This is a genomic window from Aestuariivirga litoralis (assembly GCF_003234965.1).
In the GTDB taxonomy this organism is placed as follows: Bacteria; Pseudomonadota; Alphaproteobacteria; order Rhizobiales; family Aestuariivirgaceae; genus Aestuariivirga; species Aestuariivirga litoralis.
In genome coordinates this window covers 17,237-39,176 of record NZ_QKVK01000006.1, presented here as the reverse complement: position 1 = coordinate 39,176, position 21,940 = coordinate 17,237, and the positions used below count along the sequence as shown (strand labels likewise).

The 21,940-nt window shown below is 66.1% G+C and carries 22 protein-coding genes; 9 read left to right on the top strand and 13 right to left on the bottom strand.

Annotated elements, in window-relative coordinates; all coding sequences use genetic code 11:
• Positions 1–3: 3 nt before the first annotated feature.
• On the top strand, positions 4–375 hold the full coding sequence (gene sufA, locus DK847_RS13315; protein ID WP_111199019.1) for a Fe-S cluster assembly scaffold SufA: 372 nt from the start codon (positions 4–6) through the stop codon (positions 373–375).
• 185 nt (positions 376–560) lie between these two features.
• Complete coding sequence (locus tag DK847_RS13310) at positions 561–983, top strand: c-type cytochrome (protein WP_111199018.1); 423 nt, start codon at positions 561–563, stop codon at positions 981–983.
• Between the two features lie 33 nt (positions 984–1,016).
• On the opposite strand, the gene DK847_RS13305 is transcribed toward DK847_RS13310, so the two are convergent.
• A complete protein-coding gene (locus tag DK847_RS13305; protein ID WP_146256119.1) occupies positions 1,017–1,214 on the bottom strand; it encodes a hypothetical protein in 198 nt (65 codons plus the stop codon).
• Between the two features lie 273 nt (positions 1,215–1,487).
• Between DK847_RS13305 and DK847_RS13300 the strand changes: the two genes are divergently transcribed.
• A complete protein-coding gene (locus DK847_RS13300; RefSeq protein ID WP_111199016.1) occupies positions 1,488–1,802 on the top strand; it encodes a hypothetical protein in 315 nt (104 codons plus the stop codon).
• Between the two features lie 3 nt (positions 1,803–1,805).
• Here DK847_RS13300 and DK847_RS13295 read toward each other — a convergent pair whose 3' ends face one another.
• The gene (locus DK847_RS13295) at positions 1,806–2,741 is read right to left on the bottom strand and encodes a phosphate acetyltransferase (protein ID WP_245414604.1); all 936 of its coding nucleotides are present in this window, start codon (positions 2,739–2,741) and stop codon (positions 1,806–1,808) included.
• Between the two features lie 69 nt (positions 2,742–2,810).
• Between DK847_RS13295 and DK847_RS13290 the strand changes: the two genes are divergently transcribed.
• Complete coding sequence (locus DK847_RS13290) at positions 2,811–3,374, top strand: HdeD family acid-resistance protein (protein WP_111199015.1); 564 nt, start codon at positions 2,811–2,813, stop codon at positions 3,372–3,374.
• Here the strand turns inward: DK847_RS13290 and DK847_RS13285 are convergent.
• Entirely contained in the window at positions 3,371–4,363 is a 993-nt protein-coding gene (locus DK847_RS13285; protein WP_161957268.1) for a sugar-binding transcriptional regulator, read from the bottom strand. The genes DK847_RS13290 and DK847_RS13285 overlap by 4 nt on opposite strands.
• Positions 4,364–4,806: 443 nt before the next feature.
• On the opposite strand from DK847_RS13285, the gene DK847_RS13280 reads away from it, so the two are divergent.
• The 3 genes from DK847_RS13280 to DK847_RS13270 all read left to right on the top strand — a co-directional run bounded on the left by DK847_RS13280 (position 4,807) and on the right by DK847_RS13270 (position 8,195).
• Positions 4,807–6,381 carry an ABC transporter substrate-binding protein gene (locus DK847_RS13280; RefSeq protein ID WP_111199013.1) on the top strand — a complete coding sequence of 525 codons (1,575 nt, stop codon included), beginning with the start codon at positions 4,807–4,809 and terminating at the stop codon, positions 6,379–6,381.
• 75 nt (positions 6,382–6,456) lie between these two features.
• Positions 6,457–7,368, top strand: coding sequence for a carbohydrate ABC transporter permease (locus DK847_RS13275; protein ID WP_111199012.1), 912 nt, complete (start codon positions 6,457–6,459; stop codon positions 7,366–7,368).
• Positions 7,368–8,195, top strand: coding sequence for a carbohydrate ABC transporter permease (locus DK847_RS13270; RefSeq protein WP_111199011.1), 828 nt, complete (start codon positions 7,368–7,370; stop codon positions 8,193–8,195). The genes DK847_RS13275 and DK847_RS13270 overlap by 1 nt, the downstream gene beginning before the upstream one ends.
• Positions 8,196–8,338: 143 nt before the next feature.
• Here the strand turns inward: DK847_RS13270 and DK847_RS13265 are convergent, their stop codons facing one another.
• The 5 genes from DK847_RS13265 to DK847_RS13245 are packed head-to-tail and all read right to left on the bottom strand — an operon-like array spanning position 8,339 to position 13,903.
• Positions 8,339–9,286, bottom strand: coding sequence for a carbohydrate kinase family protein (locus tag DK847_RS13265; protein WP_245414603.1), 948 nt, complete (start codon positions 9,284–9,286; stop codon positions 8,339–8,341).
• Positions 9,287–9,299: 13 nt separating this feature from the next.
• Complete coding sequence (locus tag DK847_RS13260) at positions 9,300–10,547, bottom strand: dihydrolipoamide acetyltransferase family protein (protein WP_111199010.1); 1,248 nt, start codon at positions 10,545–10,547, stop codon at positions 9,300–9,302.
• Between the two features lies 1 nt (position 10,548).
• Positions 10,549–11,535: an alpha-ketoacid dehydrogenase subunit beta gene (locus DK847_RS13255; protein WP_111199009.1), complete on the bottom strand. Its 987-nt coding sequence runs from the start codon at positions 11,533–11,535 to the stop codon at positions 10,549–10,551.
• Positions 11,535–12,551: a thiamine pyrophosphate-dependent dehydrogenase E1 component subunit alpha gene (locus DK847_RS13250; protein ID WP_111199008.1), complete on the bottom strand. Its 1,017-nt coding sequence runs from the start codon at positions 12,549–12,551 to the stop codon at positions 11,535–11,537. The genes DK847_RS13255 and DK847_RS13250 overlap by 1 nt, the downstream gene beginning before the upstream one ends.
• Positions 12,548–13,903, bottom strand: a complete 1,356-nt coding sequence (locus tag DK847_RS13245; RefSeq protein ID WP_111199007.1) for an NAD(P)H-dependent oxidoreductase — start codon at positions 13,901–13,903, stop codon at positions 12,548–12,550. The genes DK847_RS13250 and DK847_RS13245 overlap by 4 nt, the downstream gene beginning before the upstream one ends.
• Positions 13,904–14,153: 250 nt before the next feature.
• On the opposite strand from DK847_RS13245, the gene DK847_RS13240 reads away from it, so the two are divergent.
• Positions 14,154–15,203, top strand: coding sequence for an ABC transporter ATP-binding protein (locus DK847_RS13240; protein ID WP_111199006.1), 1,050 nt, complete (start codon positions 14,154–14,156; stop codon positions 15,201–15,203).
• A 3-nt stretch (positions 15,204–15,206) separates the two neighbouring features.
• Here the strand turns inward: DK847_RS13240 and DK847_RS13235 are convergent, their stop codons facing one another.
• The 5 genes from DK847_RS13235 to DK847_RS13215 all read right to left on the bottom strand — a co-directional run bounded on the left by DK847_RS13235 (position 15,207) and on the right by DK847_RS13215 (position 19,614).
• Positions 15,207–16,199: a zinc-dependent alcohol dehydrogenase gene (locus tag DK847_RS13235; RefSeq protein ID WP_111199005.1), complete on the bottom strand. Its 993-nt coding sequence runs from the start codon at positions 16,197–16,199 to the stop codon at positions 15,207–15,209.
• A gap of 14 nt (positions 16,200–16,213) precedes the next feature.
• Complete coding sequence (locus DK847_RS13230; protein WP_111199004.1) at positions 16,214–16,978, bottom strand: SDR family NAD(P)-dependent oxidoreductase; 765 nt, start codon at positions 16,976–16,978, stop codon at positions 16,214–16,216.
• A gap of 1 nt (position 16,979) precedes the next feature.
• Positions 16,980–17,753 (bottom strand): ABC transporter ATP-binding protein, encoded by a 774-nt coding sequence (locus DK847_RS13225; RefSeq protein WP_111199003.1) that lies wholly within the window; start codon positions 17,751–17,753, stop codon positions 16,980–16,982.
• 2 nt (positions 17,754–17,755) lie between these two features.
• A complete protein-coding gene (locus DK847_RS13220) occupies positions 17,756–18,559 on the bottom strand; it encodes an ABC transporter permease (protein ID WP_111199002.1) in 804 nt (267 codons plus the stop codon).
• Positions 18,560–18,636: 77 nt separating this feature from the next.
• Positions 18,637–19,614 (bottom strand): ABC transporter substrate-binding protein, encoded by a 978-nt coding sequence (locus DK847_RS13215; protein WP_111199001.1) that lies wholly within the window; start codon positions 19,612–19,614, stop codon positions 18,637–18,639.
• Between the two features lie 199 nt (positions 19,615–19,813).
• Here DK847_RS13215 and DK847_RS13205 point away from each other — a divergent pair, with 199 nt between their 5' ends.
• The gene (locus DK847_RS13205) at positions 19,814–21,919 is read left to right on the top strand and encodes an oxidoreductase (RefSeq protein WP_111198999.1); all 2,106 of its coding nucleotides are present in this window, start codon (positions 19,814–19,816) and stop codon (positions 21,917–21,919) included.
• The last annotated feature ends 21 nt before the right edge of the window (positions 21,920–21,940 follow it).

Sequence of the window (21,940 nt, the reverse complement as noted above, 5' to 3'; positions counted from 1 at the left end):
GCCATGGCATCAGCCAATCCCCGTCCCAAGCCGCAGGTGATGAAGCTCACCGACGCCGCCGCCGACCGCGTGCGCGAGATCATGGCGAAGTCGGAAAAGCCTGTGGTGGGGCTGCGCATCGGCGTCAAGAATGGCGGCTGTGCGGGCATGGAATACACCATGGAATGGGCCGAGGACCAGAAGCCCTTCGACGAGGTGGTGGAAGACAAGGGCGTCAAGGTGCTGATCGACGCCAAGGCGATGATGTTCCTGCTCGGCACCGAGATGGACTACCAGACCACCACGCTGAAATCGGGTTTCGTGTTCAACAACCCCAACCAGGTCTCCGCCTGCGGCTGCGGGGAAAGCGTGCAGCTGAAGCCGGCGAACGCCTGAGGTCGTTTTCCCCTCTGAAGGTCCATCATGCCCGGGCTCGTCCCGGGCATCTTCTTCTGGGGCACGTCGGCAAGGATCGCCGGGACACGCCCGGCGATGATGAGGTGGGGGAGCGTGGTGACGGACCTCTGGAGTTGCGCTACAGTCGCGCAGAGGTCGAAGCCGTGAATCAAAAGGTCTTTGCCATGCGCAAGCTTCCGTTCTTCGCCGCGTTCCTGCTTTTCGCCGCCGCTCCCCTCCACGCCCAGGAAGACATGGACCCCAATGCCGGCGTTTCGGGCGAGCATGACTTCAACATGTATTGTGCGAGCTGCCATGGCGAGGATGGCAGGGGCAACGGCCCCAAGGCCTTCAGCTTGGCCGTCAAGCCGCCTGACCTGACGACGCTCACCCAACGCTATGGCGCGTTCCCGAAGGACAAGCTGGCTCGCATGATCGACGGGCGGGAGCCCGTGCCGGGCCATGGCGAGCGCGAGATGCCGGTGTGGGGCGTGTGGTTCAAGGCCGAGGCCGCCCAGGAGCTTGGCGGCGCCGAAGGCGACGAGGCCTCGGTCGAGCGGCGTGTCGACAATCTCATCGATTACATCGCCAGCCTGCAGGCGAAATGACCACCGGGCCCCTTTCGGGGGCCCGGGGTTTCGTCAGAAGGTCTTGAGCAGGGCGCTGAAGGCGCCGGCGATCTGGGTGGCCGGGGCATCCGGCAGCATCACCGAGGCATGGGCCACGATGATGGGCACGAAGACGAGTGCCATCATCAGGATGACGATCATCCCGGCGTCATCTGACTGGCCGCCCTGAATGGCGGCCTTGCGGAACGTGAAGAGAGTCTTGAAGGTCATTTGGTTCACCTCTTTCCGACCAGCCGTTACCGGCGGCGGGCGGGTGAACCGAGAAAGCTCAGAACCCAGCGCGCGCCAGTAACGGCATGGTCGATCGACTATGGTCGCTTGGCATTGGGTTTCGGGTTCCTGTTTGAGAATGGCGCGGGTTTCCGGGCCACGGTCCGGAATTGGACCGGCGGAGGGCAACTGTCAAGCAAAAAGGGCAGTTCACGCGAGGGAACCGGGGAGGGCCCTCGGGGGTTTTGGCGCGAACCACCGGAGGAGGCCGACATGACCGACACTTCCCGACAGAAACCCGGCAAGGCCGATGAGCGCGAGGCCCTGCAGGCGGCCGTCAATGACCTGGGTGACCGCGACGGCCAGCGCCCCGAGGCGCTGCGCCAGTTCGCCGAATCGGCGCGCCGGGGGGAGGATGCCCCAAAGGACCTCGAGGCTGACGGCGGGACGGCGCCACGCCCCACCTCCAACAAGGTGAAGCACAAGGTGGCAACGCGCATCCTGCATGAGGGGGCCGAGGGCGAGCATCCGGACCCCCACGCCGAGGGCGTGGACCAGTTGCCCGACCGGATCATCGACCGGGGCTGAGCCTCACTCCCCCGGAATGGCCGGGCGCGACTGCGCGTAAAGCGCCGCGATGGCGCAGGACGCCATGCGCGAGCGCACCGAGTCGGCGCGCGAGGTGAGCACGATCGGCACCCGCGCGCCAACGACCAGCCCCGCCGCATCGGCATTGGCCAGGAAGGTGAGGTTCTTGGCCAGCATGTTGCCGGCCTCGAGATCGGGCACGACGAGGATCTGGGCGCGGCCCGCCACCTCGCCATGGATGTTCTTGATGCGCGCGGCATCCATGTCGATGGCATTGTCGAAGGCGAGCGGGCCGTCGACCAGGCCGCCGGTGATCTGGCCCCGCTCGGCCATCTTGCACAGGGCTGCGGCCTCGATGGTGGAGGGGATCTTGGTGGTCACCGTCTCCACCGCCGAGAGGATGGCGACGCGCGGCATGCCGAACCCGATCTGCACATGGAGGTCGATGGCGTTCTGGACGATGTCGGCCTTGGTATCGAGATCGGGGAAGATGTTGATCGCCGCATCGGTGATGAACAGGGTTTCGGGATAGGTCGGAACATCCATCACGAAGACATGGCTGATGCGCCGGCCGGTGCGCAGACCTGTGGCGGAGGACGTCACCTCATGCATCAGCTCGTCGGTGTGCAGGCTGCCCTTCATCAGGAGGGCGCCCGCACCGGCGCGGATCAACTCGACGCCACGCGCGGCGGCGGCGTGGCTGTGGGGCACGTCCTCGAGCCGGAGCCGCGAGATGTCAACCCCCGCCTTCTCCGCCACCGCCTCGATCCGGCGCCGCGGGCCCACCAGGATCGGGGTGATGATGCCCAACTGCGCGGCCTCGACCGCGCCCATCAGCGAGGTCTCGTCACAGGGATGGACGACGACCGTGGGCGTGGGCGGGATCGCCCGGGTGCGCTCGATCAGCTGCTCGTACTTGGCGTGGGTCTGCGTGTCCAATCCGCTCTCCAGACTCAATGGGAGTGTGCTAGGTTGCGCCCAGTCTAGCCAAACTGGGGGAGATCAGAAATGGCGATGCGTGAATTCTTTACCGCGATGTGGCGGACGATCCTGCTGCGCGGGCTGGCCAGCCTCGCCTTCGGCATCCTCGCCTTCGTCTATCCGGGCGTGACCCTGGCCGTGGTGGTGACGCTGTTCGGCATCTACGCCCTTGTGGATGGCCTGCTCGGGTTGTGGGGCGTGTTCCGGGGCAAGGACCAGGGCACCTCCGTCACCAGCCTGCTCACCGCCATCGTGGGCATCGTCGCGGGCCTCGTCTGCCTGCTGGCACCGGGCTTCGCAACGACCTATGTCGTGCTGCTCATCGGCTTCTGGAACATCGCGGCAGGGCTTCTCCAGCTCATCGGGGCGCTGGTCATGTGGAAGGACATCGAGCAGCCGGGGCTCTTGGCACTCGCCGGCCTCGCGGGGGCTGCACTGGGCCTCCTCATCGTGTTCTACCCGGCGACGGCCGCCATCAGCATCATCTGGGTTATCGCCGGCACCGCGGTGCTGGTGGGCCTCGTGCTGCTGGCCTTCGGCTGGAAGCTCCGGAGTGCGGCGCAGGGCCTGATGAAGGCCCGCGGCGTCTAAGGCTTCCGGAGCAGCAGCTCGCGCGCAGTCGCCTCGTTGGTGATCAGCACATTGGCATCGGCGAGGCGGATGGCGCCCAGCAGGCAGTCCACCTTGTCGTTGCCGCCCGAGGCGAGCACGCGAGTGGGCACGCTGCGCAATTGGTCCAGCGGCAGCGACATGATGCGGCGGTTGACCGGGTGGTCGACGAGTTTTCCGTCGCGGTCATAGAAGTTGAACAGCATGTCGCCCACCGCGCCGAGCTTCAGCAATTCGGCGCGTTCCTCGTCGCTGATCAGGTTGAAGCGGAAGGCGGTTGAGGAGGGCGCCATGGTGCCCACGCTGAGGATGGCGAGGTCCAGCCGCTCGGCGCGGCGGAAGATGTCGCGAAGCCCGCAGCGCTCGATCAGCGCCTCGCGCGTTTCGGGTGAATCGACGACGGCCGGGGCCTGGAAGAGATAGCAGTCGGCCCCCATGATGCGGGCGAACTGCCAGGCGAATTCCGCCGGGTTGAACTTCCGCGCCTGAACGATGCCCCCAAGGAGCGAGATGACCTGCACATTCTCGAGGTCGCGCGGGGCCAGCGTTGCGAGTGATTCATAGAGCGTCGCGCCCCAGCCCACGCCCACTGTCATGTCGTCTTCCAGGGTATCGGAGAGGTACATGCCTGCGGCGACCCCGATGGCCTTGCGGATGTTTTCGGGGCTCACGGGCTCCGGCACCACCACGGCATCCTTGAAGCCGAAGGCCGCCTTCAACTCGGCCTCGAGCTCGAAGCACTCGGCCACGTCGCCCTCGATCCAGATCTTCACCTCGCGCTGCTTGATCGCCTCGTTGATGTTGCGCACCACCGTGACGCGGCCGATGCCGAGCCGGTCAGCGATCTCGTTCTGCGTCAGTCCCTCGACGTAATACATCCAGGCAATGCGCATGCGGTTGCGGGCGATGCGGCCGGCACCGCGCTCGGCGGCGAGCGGGCGGCTCTTGCGGGTCTGGGTCTTCTCCAACATGCTGGGACCACGTGCCGATGACGATTTCTCATTGTGACGGAGGATACTAAATCGGGCAAGCGCGCACTTATGTTGCAGATCGTGGTGACGCCCCATGGCTTGTGCAGGGTGATTTTCCGGCCCTCCGGAAGACGTCGGCCTCGGTGTTTTTCGCAATGCGAGACCTTGTTGCGCCGCGTCATTACGAAACATTTGCGCATGATCATGCAATTTAGTACATGAATTGAAGTGAACGCCCATCCTGCACCAGAACGGGAGGGCGTCGAGGGAGGAACGGACATGCTGCCCTTGCCGACAGTCGTCGTTTCGTTCGCCGCCACCGCGTATCGCGGCTGGCCACGCCCCGCCACATGCACATCTGACGTGGATGATCCCGCCCGCCGCCGGCCTGCGGCGAGGCGCGGATACAACGACACAGGCCGAACCCCATGGAGGACCACCGCATGCCGATCACCAAGTCGGGCCTGATCACCCGTCGCTCGCTCCTGAAGTCCACCGCCGCCGCAGGCGCCGCCCTTGCCGTGGGCACGGGGTCCGTGCCGCTGGTGAATATCCGCCGCGCCTATGCCCAGAACCTGCCGAACCCGGCCGACGTGCTGGCCAAGATCAATGTCGGCAACATGGTGAAGAAGGAATATCGCGAGCAGTACAAGCTGGGCGACAATGACGAGCTGTGGGATCCGAAGAAGGACTGGATCCGCACGGTGGACTGGGAAGCGATCCGCAAAGAACATGCCGGCAAGACGGTGCGCTTCGCCATCGGCGCGGCCGACCGTGAATCCGCGCAGGACCAGATCGAGCCCTTCGCACAGCTCTCCGGCATCAAGATCGAGCTCGTCGCCATCCCCGACGATTCCATGTACGACAAGGTGGTTGCCGAGTTCCTCTCCGGCAACGCGAGCTTCGATGCCATCCAGTTCTTCTCGCCCTGGCTGGGCGACTTCGCGGCGCAGGGCTTCCTCAAGCCGCTCGATGAATATGTCGCGAAGTGGAACCTGCCCTTCGATGATTTCTACGAGACCTACCAGCTGAACTACGGCCACTGGGCGGACAAGGGCATCCTCGGCATTCCCTTCGACTGCGACATCCAGATGGTCCACATCCGCCCCTCGATCTTCAAGAAGATCGGCATCGACGCCGACCGCGTGAAGTCGATCGAGACCTATGACGACATGATCCGCATCGCGCCGGAACTGAACAAGGCCGAGAAGGGCGTCAACGGCATCGGCATGATGTGCGGCCGCGGCTTCTGGGCCACCTATACCTGGCAGCACATCGCCGCGCAGTATGGCCTCGAACTCTTCAACGAGAACTGGGAGCCGATCTTCAACGGCGACGCCGGCGTCAAGGGCCTCGAGACGATCGTGGCGCTGTCCAAGCATGCGATCGAGGGTGTGGCGGCCGCCGACTGGCCGACCAACCGCGCCGCATGGCTCGGTGGTCAGATCGCCTGCAACATCTCCTGGCAGGATTCGGGCACCCAGGCCACGCGGCCCGACCAGTCGAAGATCGGCGAGGACGTGCTCACCATCTTCGAGCCCCGCGTCAAGGGCGGCAACTTCGCGCCGCCCAACATCGCCGGCTCCACCTCCTGCGTGACGGCGTCCTCGCCGGAACCGGAGGCGGCCTTCCTGATGCTGGCCTACCTCACCACCGCCTCGATCATGGCGATGAACGAGGCCAACGCAAATGGTGTGGCGCCGGGCTACAAGTCGGTGCTGAACAATGCCAAGCTGCAGGCCGTGTCCCAGCCCGCCAAGGTGTGGGGCGAGGAACTGAACTATGCCTGGTGCGCGCCGCGCCTCCCGTCCGGCTTCCAGATCGACCAGGAGATTGGCTTCCTGATCAACAAGGTGGTTGTGGGCGAAATGCAGCCCAAGGCCGCGCTGGACGAGGCCGCCGTCAAGGTCAAGGACATCATGTCCAAGAACGGCTTCTACCAGGGCAAGGATCCGATGAACTTCGCTGCCACCAAGCCCGGCATGTGGGTTGGCCGCGGCAAGCCGCTGCCGTTCTGATCTCGCACTTCTCCGGCCCCTCTCCCGTTCCGCTCCCTGTGGGCGGGGGAGGGGTAACTCATCCCAGCAGGTTTCATGACCGACGCCGTCCTCCCCACCTCGGCCTTGCGCACGGCGCGGCGACGCAGCCCGTTCCGGCGCAAGGCCTTTCCTTACCTGCTGGTGGCGCCTGCCGTCGTCTACCTGCTGGCGATCACGCTCTATCCCGGCATCTTCGCGCTGTGGCGCAGCTTCTACCAGGGCCGCTTCAAGCTCGAATTCATCGGCTTCCAGAACTACGTCGACCTGTTTGCCGACGAGGCCTTCTGGCACAGCCTGTCCAACACGCTGATCATCGGCGGCATCACGCTGGCGATCGAATTCGTCATCGCCATGACGCTGGCGGCACTCGTCTACCGCGATCCCTTCGTGCGCGGCTGGCGCATCATTTTCCTGCTGCCGATGCTGTTCATGCCCTCGGCCGTGGCCTATCTGTGGAAGCTGCTGTTCAATGACGGCCGTGTCATCAGCGACCTGCTGATGCGGGTGGGGCTGGTTGACTCCAACATCGACTTCATGGGCTCCTCCTGGCTTGCCCGCGGCGTGCTTGTGGTCACCGACGTGTGGCAGTGGGTGCCCTTCCTGTTCATCATCTTCGTCGCCGCCCTGCAGGGCCAGGACAAGGAGATCGAGGAGGCCGCCCGCCTCGACGGCGCACGCTGGGGCCAGATCTTCTTCTCGATCTCGCTGCCGCTGATGCGGCCGGTCATCGCCATCGCGCTGGTGCTGCGGGGGATCGACATCCTCACCATGTTCGCCTCGCCCCACATCATCACGCAGGGAGCGCCCGCCGGCGACACGGAGACGGTGAGCTATTTCATCTACCGCACCGGCTTCAAGAGCTTCGAGTTCGGCTATGCCTCGGCGGCCTCCGTGGTGGTGCTCGTCCTCACAATCATCCTGGCGCAGAGTTTCGTCAGGCGCTTCTTCAAGTCGGGGAGGGACTGATGTCGGAAGGCTCGCGCTTCTCCCTCGGCCGCACCGTGCTGCTCATCGTCTGGGGACTGTTCTGCCTGTTGCCGATCATCTTCTTCGCCACCATCGCGCTGCGACCGAGGAACGAGATCATCGCGCCCGAACCCATCTATTTCCCGACGATCTCGATCGAGACCTGGGCCAAGATCTGGGCCGAATGGCCGATCATGCATTACTTCATGAATTCGGTGATCGCCGTGTCGGGCAGCGTGCTGATCTGCCTCGTGCTCGGCATTCCCGCCGCCTATTCGCTGGCGCGCTACCAGTACCGGGGACGGGAGGATATCGGCTTCTACATCCTCTCGACCAAGATGATGGCGCCGGCGGCGGTGGCGATCCCCATCTTCTTCCTGTTCCGCGCGCTGGGTCTCCTGGACACGGTGTGGGCGCTGATGCTGGTCTATGCGGCGATGAACCTGTCGATCGTCGTGTGGATCATCCGCTCCTACATGATCGACATCCCGCACGAGATCGAGGACGCGGCGCGCACCGATGGTGCCTCCGACCTGCGCATCCTGTGGTCGATCATCATTCCCATGTGCCTGCCGGGCATCATCACGGCTGCCGTGATCGCGGCGATCTTCGCGATGAACGAGTATCTCTTCACGCTGATCATCGCGAGCAAGAATGCCTATCCGCTGTCCGTTGCGCTCGCGAACTTCTCCGGCGGCTCCGACGGCATCATCTACAACGCCATTGCGCTGGTGGCCTTCCTCGCCTTCTTCCCAGCACTGCTGCTGGTGATCCTGATCCAGAACCATCTGTCGCGCGGGCTGACCATGGGGGCGGTGAAGGGGTAGGGCGTTTCGGCTTACCTCTGCATGACGCCCCGCAATCCAATTCTCATCATGCGCGGGCTCGTGCCGCGCATCCTTCTCGGGAGCTGGAAAAGGATACCCGGGACAAGCCCGGGCATGATGAAGATCTGGGGACTGCGAGGAACTTACCCCTTCGTCTTCGTCCCCTTCATGAACGCCAGCGTATGCGCGAAATCCTTCACGCCGGCCTGTGAGCCCAGACCCGTCGCATTGAGAGCCGATGTCGCCTGCGCGAAGCGCACCGCCGTTTCCATGTCGAAGCCCTTCACCAGCGCCACCGCAAAGCCCGCGTCGAAGGCATCGCCGCAGCCGCAGGTGCATTTGACCGCGATGTCATAGGCCGGCACGTGGAACGTCACGCCGTCGCGGTCATGGTAATAGGCGCCGTCGCCGCCCAGCGTCAGCACGCAGGCCTTGACCCCCATGTCGAGGAAGAACTTCGCCGTGTCGCCATGGTCGCTCCGCCCGCACAGCGCCTGCGCCTCCTCGATCGAGGGCATGAAGTAATCGGTATAGGGCAGCACCTGTGCGATGGCGGGGAGGTCCTTCGGGCTTCCGGCGAAGACGTCCACCGTGGTCGTCGCGCCATTGGCCTTGGCGGCCTTCATCACCACCGCAGTCTGGCCCTTGTCCATGGCGTCCATCAGGCCAACGCCACCGGCATGGAACACCTTGGTGTCGGTGGCGCGCGGGATCATCTCCTCCGTCACGAAAAAGTTGGAGGTGGCACCCTTCATGTGCAGCGCCGGGCGGGAGCCGTCGGCGCGCGTGGTCACGATGGATGAGGAGGTCTTCCAACCCGGTTCGCGCTGCACGCCCCAGGTGTCGACGCCGAAGTGCTGGAGCCGCTGCAGCACCCAGTCGCCCATCAGGTCGTCGCCCACGCCGGCAACGGCGAGCGTGGCGAGGCCCATCTTGGCGGCGGCGATGGCTGCGGTGCCGCCGGCACCCGAGACAGCCAGTGTCAGTTCGTCGATGAACACCGTGCCGCCGCCCGGTGGCACTTCGGTGAAGGGCCAGCCGAGGCAATCGTAAGTATAGAAGCCCATCGAGACGTAGTCATAGCGCGGCACCGTCGTCCTCCCGTCAGGCGAGCATCAGCAGAGGTTCTTCCATAAAGCTCCGGAAGGCCTGCAGCAACTCCGCACCGACGGCGCCATCCACCGCCCGGTGGTCGCAGGAGAGGGTGGCGGTCATCTGGGTGGCCAGCACCGGCTGGCCCTTCACCGGCACGAAGCGCTCGACGGCGGCACCCACCGCGAGGATCGTCGCCTGTGGCGGGTTGATGATGGCGGTGAACTGCTCGATCCCATACATGCCGAGATTGGAGATGGCCGTGGTGCCACCCTGGTATTCCGACGGCACCAGCTTGCGCGCCCGGGCCCTGGCGGCGAGTTCCTTCATCTCGGCGGAGATGGCGGTGAGCGTCTTGGCCTCGGCGGCGCGGATCACGGGGGTGAAGAGCCCGCCCTCGACGGCCACCGCCACGCCTACGTCCGAGCCACGGTGCTGCAGGATCGCGTCACCCGCCCAGGTGACATTGGCGGCGGGCACCTTCTGCAGTGCGGCGGCCATGGCCTTGATGATGAAGTCGTTGATCGAGAGCTTCCACAGCGGCGTGCCGTCCGCCCCCTTGGGGGCGGAGGCATTGAGCCGCTCGCGCGTCGCCAGCAGTGTGTCCAGCGTGCAGGTGACCGAGAGATAGAAATGCGGGACCGTCTGCTTCGACTCGGTGAGCCGCGCCGCGATGGTGCGGCGCATGCCGTCGACCGGCACGACCTCGAAGCTGCCGAGGGCGTAGAGCTTCTGCACGTTGTCTGGAGAGGGTGCAGGCGCTGCGGCGGGCGCAGGCTTCGCCTCTCCCGCACCGCGCACATCCGCCGCGACGATGCGGCCGCGCGGGCCGCTGCCGGGGATGGCGGCGAGCGGGAGGCCGGCCTGCCGCGCGAGGCGGCGGGCAAGTGGCGTGGCGCGCGGGGTCTCGCCATTGGCAATGGAGGGTGACGCGACGGGCGCAGCGGCTGCCGGTGCCGCGTTTGAGGCGACAGGCGCAATGGCGGCTGCTTTCGCCGGGGCAGGGGTGGTGACCGCCTCGCCCTCGGCATAGATCCACGCGACAGCGGAGCCGACGGGCGCCGTGCCGCCTTCGTTCACCGTGATGTTGCGCAGGATGCCGTCGGCGGGGCTGTCGATCTCCATCGCGGCCTTGTCGGTCTCGATCTCGAAGAGGGCGGCACCCTTGGCGACCCGGTCGCCGTCCCTGTGGTGCCACTTGGAGATCTTGCCCGTCGCCATGTCCATGTCGACGCGCGGCAGGATGACTTCGACGGCCATGCTAGAGCCGCCCCTTCACGAGGTTGCGCAAACCCTCCACGATGCCCGGCACCTGCGGCACCGCCGCCTTCTCGAGCTCCGGGTTATAGGGGATGGGGCTCTCGGCTCCACCCAGCCGCAGGATCGGCGCATCGAGATAGTCGAAGGCCTCGCTCTCGGCGATGCGGGCCGCGATCTCGGCGCCGATGCCGAGCGTCTTCACGCCCTCATAGACGCAGGCGAGCCGCGAGGTCTTCTTGACGCTCTCGATGATGGTGGCGGTGTCGATGGGGCGCAGCGTGCGGAGGTCGATCACCTCGACGTCGATCCCTTCCGCTGCCAGCGTCTCGGCGGCCTCCAGCGACTTGTGCACCATGATGGAGGTGGCCACCACGGTCACGTCGCGGCCCGCGCGCGCCACATGCGCCTTGCCGATGGGGATGCGATAGGGCTCCTCCGGCACGTCGCCCTTCATCTTGTAGAGGAGCTTGTGCTCGAAGACCATCACGGGGTCGGGGTCGTCGATGGCCGCGAGCAGCATGCCCTTGACGTCCGCGGGTGTGGAGGGCTGCACCACCTTGAGGCCCGGCACATGGGCGAGCCACGCGTCCAGCGACTGCGAATGCTGGGCCGCAGCGCCGGTGCCGGACCCGGCGGGGAAGCGCATGACGAGCGGCACATTCACCTTGCCGCCCAGCATGAAGCGCAGCTTCGCCGCCTGGTTGACGATCTGCTCCATGGCCAGCGTGGCGAAGTCGGAGAACTGGAATTCGAGCACCGGCTTGCAGCCGGCAAGGGCGGCGCCAACGGCAACGCCGGCCTGGCCCAGTTCCGAAATCGGCGCGTCCATCACGCGGTCTTCGCCATAGCGGTGCACGAGGTCGCCCGTCACCTGGAAGGCGCCGCCATAGACGCCGATGTCCTCGCCCATCAGGAACACGGCGGGGTCGGCATCCATCGCCTGGGCCAGCGCCTCCTGGATGGCCTGCGCATAGGTGAGTTCCCGCATCAGGCCGCCTCGTTGGAATAGACGTCGCGGGTGACCTCCGCCGGATCGGGGTTCGTCCCCAGCCGAGCGAATTCGATACCTGCCGCGATCTCGGCCTCTGCCGACTCGCGGATGGCGTTCACCTCCGCTTCGGTGGCAATGCCATGCGCCATGAGCTCGGATTCGAAATGCGGGATCGGGTCACGCGCCTTCCATTCCTCGATCTCCTCCTTGGTGCGGTAACGGTTGCGGTCCGAGCGGGAATGGCCGCGGGTGCGGTAGGTCTTGCATTCGACGAGGCTCGGGCCTTCGCCGCGGCGCGCCCGCGCGATGGCCTCGGCAATCGCCTCCTCGACATCGGCGATGGAATTGCCGTCGGCGATCACCCCGGGCATGCCATAGGCCGCCGCGCGGTCGGCGACGTTCGCCACCGCCATCGAGCGCTCGGTCGAGACCGACATGCCGTATTTGTTGTTCTCGCAGACGAAGACGACAGGCAGCTTCCAGATCGCCGCCATGTTGAGGGCCTCGTGGAAGGCGCCCTCGTTGGAGGCGCCGTCGCCGAAGAAGCACATGGCCACGTCGTCGCGCTTCTGCTTCTTGATGGCGAGTGCCGCCCCCACCGCGATCGGCAGGCCACCGCCGACGATGCCATTGGCGCCGAGGTTGCCTGTGGCCACGTCGGCGATGTGCATGGAGCCGCCGCGGCCCCGGCAATAGCCTTCCTCCTTGCCGAAGAACTCGGCGAACATCAGCTTGGGGTCCGCCCCCTTGCCGATGCAATGGCCGTGGCCGCGATGGGTGGAGGTGATGTAGTCGGAGTTCCGCAGCGCCATGGTTGCGCCCACGGCGGAGCCCTCCTGGCCGATCGAGAGATGCATGGTGCCGTGGATCAGCCCGCGCATATAGGCTTCCTCGGCTCCTTCCTCGAAGCGGCGGATCAGGTACATCCTGCGCAATGCTTCCTTGAGCTGTTCGCCGGAGTATTTCTGGTAGAAGGGCCGGGCGTTCGGCTTGATCTTGCCCACCGCGTTCATCGTGCGCTTCCTTTCAGCATGTCGTCCTGGCGCTGGCGCAGCGCCACGATGCGGGCGGAGCTGTCCACCGCGCAATTGTCGTAGGTGAGGAGCTCGCCCCTCCGGATGGGTTTCGTGACCTTGCCGTTCTCGAGCAGCCCGCAGGGAATGGTGCGGTCGCGCGCGGCATCGCCCGTGGTCATGATCCAGGCGCGGTAGGTGTACTCGCCGATGGCATCCAGCCGCTCGCCGGGCTGGAGGTCCTTCTTCGCCACCGCGCAGACCTCGGCCGAGGGCACGTCGAGGGGCACCATGTCGGCCGCGTGATAGAGCACGGCGCGGGCGCAGGAGAGCGGCACCTCGAGGCTCGTCAGGTGATAGGGGCGGTAGAAGGTGTAGTAAGGGCCGGGACCGAGCTTCAGGTCATGCATGCGCTCGCGCACGCGGGGGTGCGCCATTTCGGCGATGACGAAGACGCCCGGTGCGACACCCTTGCCGATGGAATAGTCGACCACACCCTTCTTCGAGAGCACGCCGCCGTCGGCCCTGGGGCACAGCACCTTTTCGAGCTGGTCGAGCGTCGCCGCGGGGCCGTGCATGCCGGGGCAGTCGGGCACGAGGCCGGTCGCATTGGCGATCGCGGCCATTTCCACCATGGTCTTGGAGCCGTCGACGAACTCCACCAGCATGCGCGGGTTCATGTTGCGGCGCCTGGCTTCGTCCATGTACTCGGCCGGGGTCGCATCGATGTTGAGCGGGTTGTTCTTGCCCTTGCCGGCGGCGACGATGGGATAGCCGAGCCCGGTCACGAAGTTGATCAGCTCCATGGTGGAGGAGGGCTCGTCGCCCGCACCCAGCGTGTAGACCACGCCCAGCCGCTTTGCCTCGCGCGCCAGATAGGCGCCGATGGTGACGTCAGCCTCGACATTCATCATGACGAGGTGCTTGCCATGTTCCATGGCAGTGAGGCCGATCTCGGCCCCCACGGCGGGCTTGCCGGTGGCGTCGATCACCACGTCGATGTGGGGCGAGGTGCAGACGAGCTGCGCATCCTGCGTGATGGCGGTCTTGCCACCCTCAAGCGCAACGGAGAAGTCGGAGGCGGTGCCCGCTTCGAGCACGGCATCCTCGGGCCGCCCGGAAATGCTGAGTGCCTTCCGCGCGGCGGCGAGGTTGATCTCGGCGATGGCGGCGACCGTGATGCCGGTCATCTGCTGGCACTGGGTGACGATGTCGGTGCCCATCTCGCCCGAGCCGATGAGGCCCACGCGGATCGGGCGGCCTTCCTGCTCGAGGCGGCGGGCGAGGTCTGCTGCAAGTCCGGTCGTGGCGCCGATGCGGCGCTCGCCGCGCGGAAGTTGGTCTGCCGGCATGCCGGTCTCCTGACTGCTGGAAATCAGGAATAGGATACTTTTGCGCCACAAAGTGTCAATAAGTATTGTTTGGTCGAAATCCGCGCTGTTTCGCATATGCGAAGGGGTTGTGCAGGTGCAAACAAGCCGCTGTGAGTATCCAGCGCGGGTGCGATCGCTTCATCGTTGGGCGTAATTCCGAAACAATCGCGCTTCCATCTTGCATTTAGTGTCGGATGTGTAATTCTCCGCAAAAAAGCGGGAGCGAAGCATGGCGTCGATCAGCCTCAACAAGATCAGCAAGGCCTGGGGCCCGGTGGTCGGGGTGGATGCAATCGACCTGGAGATCCGCGACAAGGAATTCATGGTCTTCCTCGGCCCCTCGGGCTGCGGCAAGACGACGACCATGCGCATGATCGCCGGCCTCGAGGACCCCACGGGGGGCGAGATCCTGATCGACGGGGAGGCGGTGAACGATGTCGACGCGCGCGACCGTGACGTGGCCATGGTGTTCCAGTCCTACGCGCTCTACCCCAACATGACGATCTACGAGAACATCCGTTTCCCCCTGCGCATGCGCGGCGTGCCGAAGGAGAAGCATGACCAGATGGTGCGCGAGGCCGCGGCCATCGTCGAACTGGGCGACCTGCTCGACCGCAAGCCGCGCGCCCTGTCCGGCGGGCAGCGCCAGCGCGCCGCACTGGCGCGTGCCGTGGTGCGCCACCCGCGGGTCTTCCTGATGGACGAGCCCTTGTCCAACCTCGATGCCAAGCTGCGGCTCACCATGCGCGCGCAGCTGAAACACATCCAGCGCCGGCTGGAGACGACCACCATCTACGTGACGCATGACCAGATCGAGGCCATGACCTTGGCGGACCGCATCGCCATCATGAGCAAGGGCAGGATCCAGCAGCTGGGCACGCCCGACGAGGTCTACAACAACCCCGCCAATGTCTTTGTGGCGGGCTTCATCGGTTCGCCGCCTATGAACCTGCTGAAGGGCGACATCGAGAACGGCACCTTCATCGGCCCGTCGACACGCGTCGAGGGCGTGGGCAAGGGGAGCCGCAAGGGTGTCATCCTCGGCATCCGCCCGGAGGACATTTCGGTGGCCGCGCCCGGCCAGGGCCACCTCAACTCCAGCCTCTATTCGCTGGAGCCGACGGGCGACCAGACGCTGGTCTCGGCTCTCGCCGGTGAGCAGATGGTGGTGGCCAAGGGTGCCCGGAATTTCCGCCAGGAGCTCGAAACGCCGATCAGCCTGAGCTTCGACGTGGCCCGCTGCTACCTCTTCGATGCCGCGAGCGGGGCGCGGATCTAGCGGCTACGGCCGGATGATGGTCTTCAGCCCCTCGGATTTCCCGGCGATCAGGCGCTCATAGGCCTGCGGCACGTCTGCAAGCGTGATTTCGCGGTCGATGAGATGGCGCGCCTGCGGCGCCACGCGGGCGAGGAGTTGGATGGCCTCCGGCAACTCGTCGCGGAAGGCGTGGCAGCCGATGAGGCTGACCTCGCGTTCGACAAGGATGTTCGGATCGAGTGCGATCCGGCCATGCATGATGCCGACGAGAGCGATGGCGCCACCCCCCGACATGCAGCCGAGCAGGCTCTCCAGCGCAGCCGTGCTGCCGGTGGCTTCGATGGCGAAGCGGATGTCAGCGCCGGCCGAGGCGGCCGTGAGGTCGACGGGCCGCGCGCCCGTCACCGCGCAGACGCGCGCGAGGCGCTGCGCATTGCGGTCCGCGACGCGGATGTCGCGGTGGCCTGCCGCCCACAGCACCAGCGCCGCAAGCCCGCCAATGGGCCCGCAACCGGCGATGAGCACAGGTGCCTGGGCTTCGGCCCGTAGGCGCCTGACGGCATGCAGCGCCACGGCGACGGGCTCCGCCATCACGGCGGCCTCATCGGGAAGATCCTCCGGCAACTTATGGAGCAGGCGGCGGGGCAGGGAGGTTGCCTCCGCAAAGCCGCCATCGCAGACCTCGCCCACGAAGCCGAGGCTGGCGCAGAGGTGATGGTTGCCCGCCCGGCAGGCCGGGCAGTCGCCGCACCAGAAGCGGGAGTCGGCCACCACCCGGTCGCCCGGCGCGAGATCGGCGACCCCCGCACCCAGCGCCGTGACGCGGCCGATCAGCTCATGGCCCGGCACCGAGGGGCTGCGGCTGATCCACTGGCCGGTGCGGAAATTATGGAGGTCGGAGCCGCAGATGCCGGCGGCGGTGACGGCGAGGTTCACACAGCCGGGCAGAGGTGCGGCGGGTGCGGCGATCTCCTCGACGCGGAGATCACCCTTGGCATGGAGCCGGACGGCCTTCATGGGAAATGCTCCCTTCAGATCGAGGCGAGAAATCCGCCATCCACGGGAAAGCACTGGCCGGTCACGTAACCGGAGGCCCGGGAGGCGAGGAAGACGGCCATGCCGTCGAGGTCGGAGAGGTCTCCGAAGCGCGCCATGGGGATCTTGGCCTTCATGGCCTGCTGCCAGGCGGCATTCTCGTAGAACACCTCCGTCATGGCGGTGCGGAAATAACCGGGCGCAATCGCATTGACGCGGATGCCGAGCGGCGCCCATTCGGCGGCGAGTGCGCGAGTCATGCCGAGAAGGCCGGACTTGGACGCGCCATAGGGCACGGCGGTCGGAATGCCCACCTCGCTGGTGAGCGAGCAGAGATTGATGATCGAGCCCCCGTCACCCATCCGCTTCGCCGCGGCCTGGGCACAGAAGAAGGCGCCCTTCAGGTTGGTGTCGAGGATCTTGTCCCAGATCGCCTCGGTGACCTGCAGCGAAGGCGTCACCTCCTCCACCCCGGCATTGTTGACGAGGATCGAGAGTCCGCCGAGCCTCTCCGCGGCGGCGCTGACCGCGCTGCCGATGGCACCCACGTCGCGCACGTCGAGTGCCAGCGGTACAGCACTGCGCCCGAGGCCCGCGACCGCCCGGGCGGTGGCGGCGAGGCTTGCTTCATCCCGCGCGGTGATGGCCACATCGGCACCGGCGCGGGCCAGCGCGATGGCCAGCTGCTGGCCGATGCCGCGGCTGGCGCCGGTGACGAGCGCCCTGTGGCCCGAGAGATCGAAGAGCGAGAGATCGGCCACGTCAGTGATCCTCGTCGATCTCGTCACGCAGCTCGTTCAGGATACGGCGCTTCAGGGCGATGAAGTCCGGCTCCAGCTCCACGTCCGGGTTGCGCGGGCGCGGAATGTCGATGCGGATGTCGGCCTTCAGCTTGCCGGGGCGCGCCGTCATCACGATCACCCGGTCGCCCAGCAGGATCGCCTCGTCGATGTCATGGGTCACGAAGGCGACGGTCTTGTGGGAATGTTCCCACACCCGCAGCAGCAGTTTCTGCATGGTATGCCGCGTCTGGCTGTCGAGCGCGCCGAAGGGTTCGTCCATCAGCAGGATGTCGGGATCATTGGCGAGTGCCCGGGCAATGGCCACGCGCTGCATCATGCCGCCCGAGAGCTGCTTGGGGTAATGGCCGGCGAAGGCCGTGAGGCCCACTTCCGCGAGGTAGCGGTCGACGATCCTCGCGCGCTCTTCCGGCGCCATGCCCTTGCGGCGCAGGCCGTATTCCACATTGCCGCGCACCGAGAGCCAGGGAAAGAGCGTGTAGGACTGGAACACCATGCCACGATCGGCGCCCGGTTCCTCCACCGGCTTTCCCGACGCGAGGATCTGGCCCGAGGTGGCATCGAGAAGGCCGGCGGCGATGTAGAGCAGGCTCGACTTGCCGCAGCCGGAGGGGCCGACGATGACGGTGAACTCGTTGGGTTCGACTTCGAAGGAAATGCCGTCGAGGGCGAGCACCCGCTTCTCGCCCTTGCCATAGGTGAGGGTGACGTTCCGGATGGAGAGGCTGCCCTTCATGCTCAGGCCGCCCAGGGGCAGAGCCAGCGCCTGAGCAGGCGGAAGGCCATGTCGGAGATGAGGCCGAGGAGGCCGATGAGCATGATGGCGAGGAAGATCGTGTCCACCTGGAAGCCCCGCATGGCCTTGAGCGAGATGAAGCCGAGGCCCGAATTGGCCGCCACGAGTTCCGCCACCACGAGATAGGTCCAGGCCCAGCCCATGGTGACGCGCAGCGTGTTGATGATGTTGGGCAGCGCTGCCGGGAAGATGACGTGCCAGATCGCCTCGTTGCGCGTCGTGCCCAGCGTGTAGCTGGCATTGACGAGGTCGCGCGACACGGCGCGCGCCTCGTCCGAGATCATGATGAGCTGGGAGAAGAACACGCCGAAGAAGATCACCGTGACACGCTGGCCAAGGCCGATGCCGATCCACAGGATGAACAGGGGCACGAGCGAGGTGACGGGCAGGTAGCGGATGAAGTTGACCAGCGGTTCCAATGCCGCCTGCACGATCTTGTAGGTGCCCATGTAGAGCCCGAGCGGCACGGCGATGACGGCGGAGAGGATGAAGCCGAGGATCACCACCTTCACGCTCGACCACAGGTGCACGAACAGCGTGCCATCCGAGGCGAGCGTCAGGCCACGGCGGATGACCGCATCCGGCACCGGCAGGAACATGTCGGCGATGAAGCCGCCATAGGTGGCAATCGCCCAGGCGCCGAGCACGGCAATCCAGACGATGGATGCCGCGATCAGCGCCGCGGTGGCGGAAATCTCGCCGAAGGGCGTGGTGAAGCTCTGCAGCAGCGATCGCTTGGTGGCCATGGGTCCGTCCGGAAGGACGCAAGGCGGGCTGGTGGCCCGCCCTGCATCAGGGGTATCAAATCGTCACGCGCCCGGGGTCACTTGGGGTTGACGAAGGTGAGGTCGATCAGGTCGTTGTAGCCGATGTCCATCTTCATCTTCTGGAAGCCGCCCCAGATCTTGTTGCCCATGTCCATCAGGTCCTTGGCCTCGCCCTTCTCGGGCGTGCCGAAGAACTCGACGTTGCGCGCCTGGTCGTAGAAGCGCACGCCCTTCGCGGCCTCGGCGAAGTCCTCCGGCTTCTCCAAGTAGCCGCCCACGCCCTTGGCCATGATGGCATAGGCCTCGTCCGGATTGGTCTTGATGAAGTCGACGGCCTTGTAGAGGCCCTTCACGAAGGCCTCGACATCCTTCGGATTGTTCTTGATGTAGTCGCAGGTGAGCGCCACCACGTCGACGATCAGGCCGGGCGTCTGCGAACTGTCGATCAGCACCTTGCCCTGCTTCTTCTGGCGCACCAGCGACAGGTGCGGCTCCCAGGTCACGGCGGCGGGAATCTGCCCGGCGATGAAGGCCGCAGCCGCGTCATCCGCCGTCATGTTGGTGATCTGCAGGTCCTTCTCGGTCATCCCCTCGCGGGTGAGCAGGATGTTGAACCAGAACTGAGAGACGGATCCCTCGTTCATGCCGACCTGCTGGCCCTTGAGGTCCTTCAGCGAATTCACGTCGTCGCGCACCAGCACGCCGTCGCCGCCGTGGCTGTCGTCGAGCGCCACCACCGCCTTGAAGCAGAATTCGGGCGAGCGGTACTTCATGATCTCGTCGAGGGTGGAGGCGTTGCCATCAAGTTCACCGGCAGCGATGGCCGCCATGTAGATCGACGCATCCTCGATGATGCGCAGGTCGACGTCGAGGCCGTTCTCCTTGAAGAAGCCCTTGTCACGGGCCAGGAACATGGGGCCGTAGCCCACCCAGGTCGTCATGCCCAGCCGCATGGTGCCGGCCTCGGCCGAAACCGCCATCACCATTGCGGCGGCAGCGCCGGTGGCCAGTGTGAGAAGGGACTTGATGCTCATGTCTTCGTTCCTCTGTTTCCACGCCCATTTGGTCCGGCGGGCGGTTCTGTGCGGCCCTGCCATTGTGGTTGCATTGGAGCATGTGCCGGGCAGGGGGAAAAGTATTTTTTTGCACATGGCGGCGGGCGGTACCGGCATTGCGGCCATGCCGCCGCTGCGCATAAGCTCTGGCCTTCAGGCGTGAGGGGAGCTTGCCAAGATGAGCCGTGATCCGCGTTACGACATCCTCTTCGAACCGGTGAAGATCGGGCCGGTGACCACCAAGAACCGCTTCTACCAGGTGCCCCATTGCAACGGCATGGGCTACCGTGACGCCACGGCACTCGCCACCATGCGGGCGATCAAGGCGGAGGGCGGCTGGGGTGTCGTGTGCACCGAGCAGGTCGAGATCCACCCCACCGGCGACATCGCGCCTTTCATCGAGCTGCGCATCTGGGACGACCAGGACCTGCCCATGCTGGCACGCATCGCCGAGGCGGTGAAGGTGAAGGGAGCGCTCGCCGGCCTGCAGCTGGCCCACAACAGCATGAATGCGCCCAACCTCTATTCGCGCGAGATCCCGCTGGGGCCGATGGACCTGCCGGTCTACAGCTATTTCAGCGACCCCGTGCAGGTGCGGGGCATGGACAAGCAGGACATCCGGGATTTCCGCAAGTGGCACCGTGATGCAGCGCTGCGCGCCAAGCGCGCCGGCTTCGACCTCATCTATGTCTATGCCGGCAAGCTGTTTGGCCTGCCGATGTATTTCCTGTCGCGCCGCTTCAACCAGCGCAGCGATGAATATGGCGGCAGCCTGGAGAACCGTGCGCGTTTCCTGAAGGAACTGATCGAGGACACCAAGGATGCCGTCGGCGACAGCTGCGCCGTGCCCTGCCGCATCTCGGTCGACGAGATGGTGGGCGAGGAGGGGATCCATGCGGCGGAGGCGCAGGATATCATCGGCCACCTCGCCGAATTGCCCGACCTGTGGGACCTGACACTGTCCGGCTGGGAGAATGACAGCCAGACCTCGCGCTTCGCCGAGGAGGGCTACCAGCTGCCCTTCATCAAGGGCATCAAGCCGCTGACCAGCAAGCCCATCGTCAGCGTCGGCCGCTATACCTCGCCTGACCTGATGGTGAAGCTGGTGCGCGACGGCGTGATCGACCTCATCGGCGCGGCGCGGCCCTCGATCGCCGATCCCTTCCTGCCGCAGAAGATCGCGCAGGGCCGCATCGAGGACATTCGCGAATGCATCGGCTGCAACATGTGCGTGGCCGGCGACTTCACCATGACGCCCAGCCGCTGCACCCAGAACCCCTCCTTCGGCGACGAGTGGCGGCGCGGCTGGCACCCGGAGGTGATCCGCCCGGTGGAGACATCTGCAAGGGTTCTGGTCGTCGGTGCGGGTCCGGCGGGCCTCGAGGCCGCGATGATGCTGGGCCGCCGCGGCGCCGAGGTGGCGCTGGCGGAACAGGGCGAGCCCGGCGGGCGGGTGATGCGCGAGGCCAGGCTGCCAGGCCTGTCCGCCTGGAAGCGCGTTGCGGACTACCGCCTGGGCCAGATCCAGGCGGCCCCCGGCATCACCCTCTACCGCGACAGCGCGCTGACGGCGGAAGACATCCTCGGCTTCGGCTTTGCGCATGTGGCGATCGCCACGGGATCGGCCTGGCGCAAGGACGGCGTCGGGCGCCGCCTGCTGCGTCCGGCACCGCTCGGGGATGCCGATGTGCTCTCGCCGGACGAGCTGATGGCGGGCCAGCGGCCCCGCCACCGGAACGTGGTGATCTATGACGATGACCATTACTACATGGGCGGCGTTCTTGCGGAGCTGCTGGTGCGGGAGGGCTTCGGGGTCTCGGTGGTCACGCCTGCGGCCGAAGTCTCCACCTGGATGCGCATGACCATGGAACAACTCTTCGTGCAGCACCGGCTGGTGAACCTCGGGGTGCGCATCGTCTCGCACCATCATCTGGTCGGCGCCGATGGTTCGCGCGTCACCTATGCCTGCGGGTTTACCGGCCGCGAGACGGTGGTGGACGACTGCTCCCTGGTGACCGTCACCGCGCGGCTGCCGCACAATGGCCTGGCGCGCGCGCTCGCGGCGCGGCGGCAGGACTGGGCAGCGGCGGGGTTGGGCTCGGTCACCCTCATCGGCGATGCGCTGGCGCCCGGCACCATCGCCGCCGCCGTGTGGGCAGGCCGGCGCTATGCCGAGGAGTTCGATCCGGAGCAGGGGCCCGTTGCCGCAACCATGCGGCGGGAGGTCACCGGCCTGGCGCAGGGGCCATTCTACTGGGATGCCGCCACGGCTGCGGCGAAATGATCCTGACGCGGGCAGCGCATC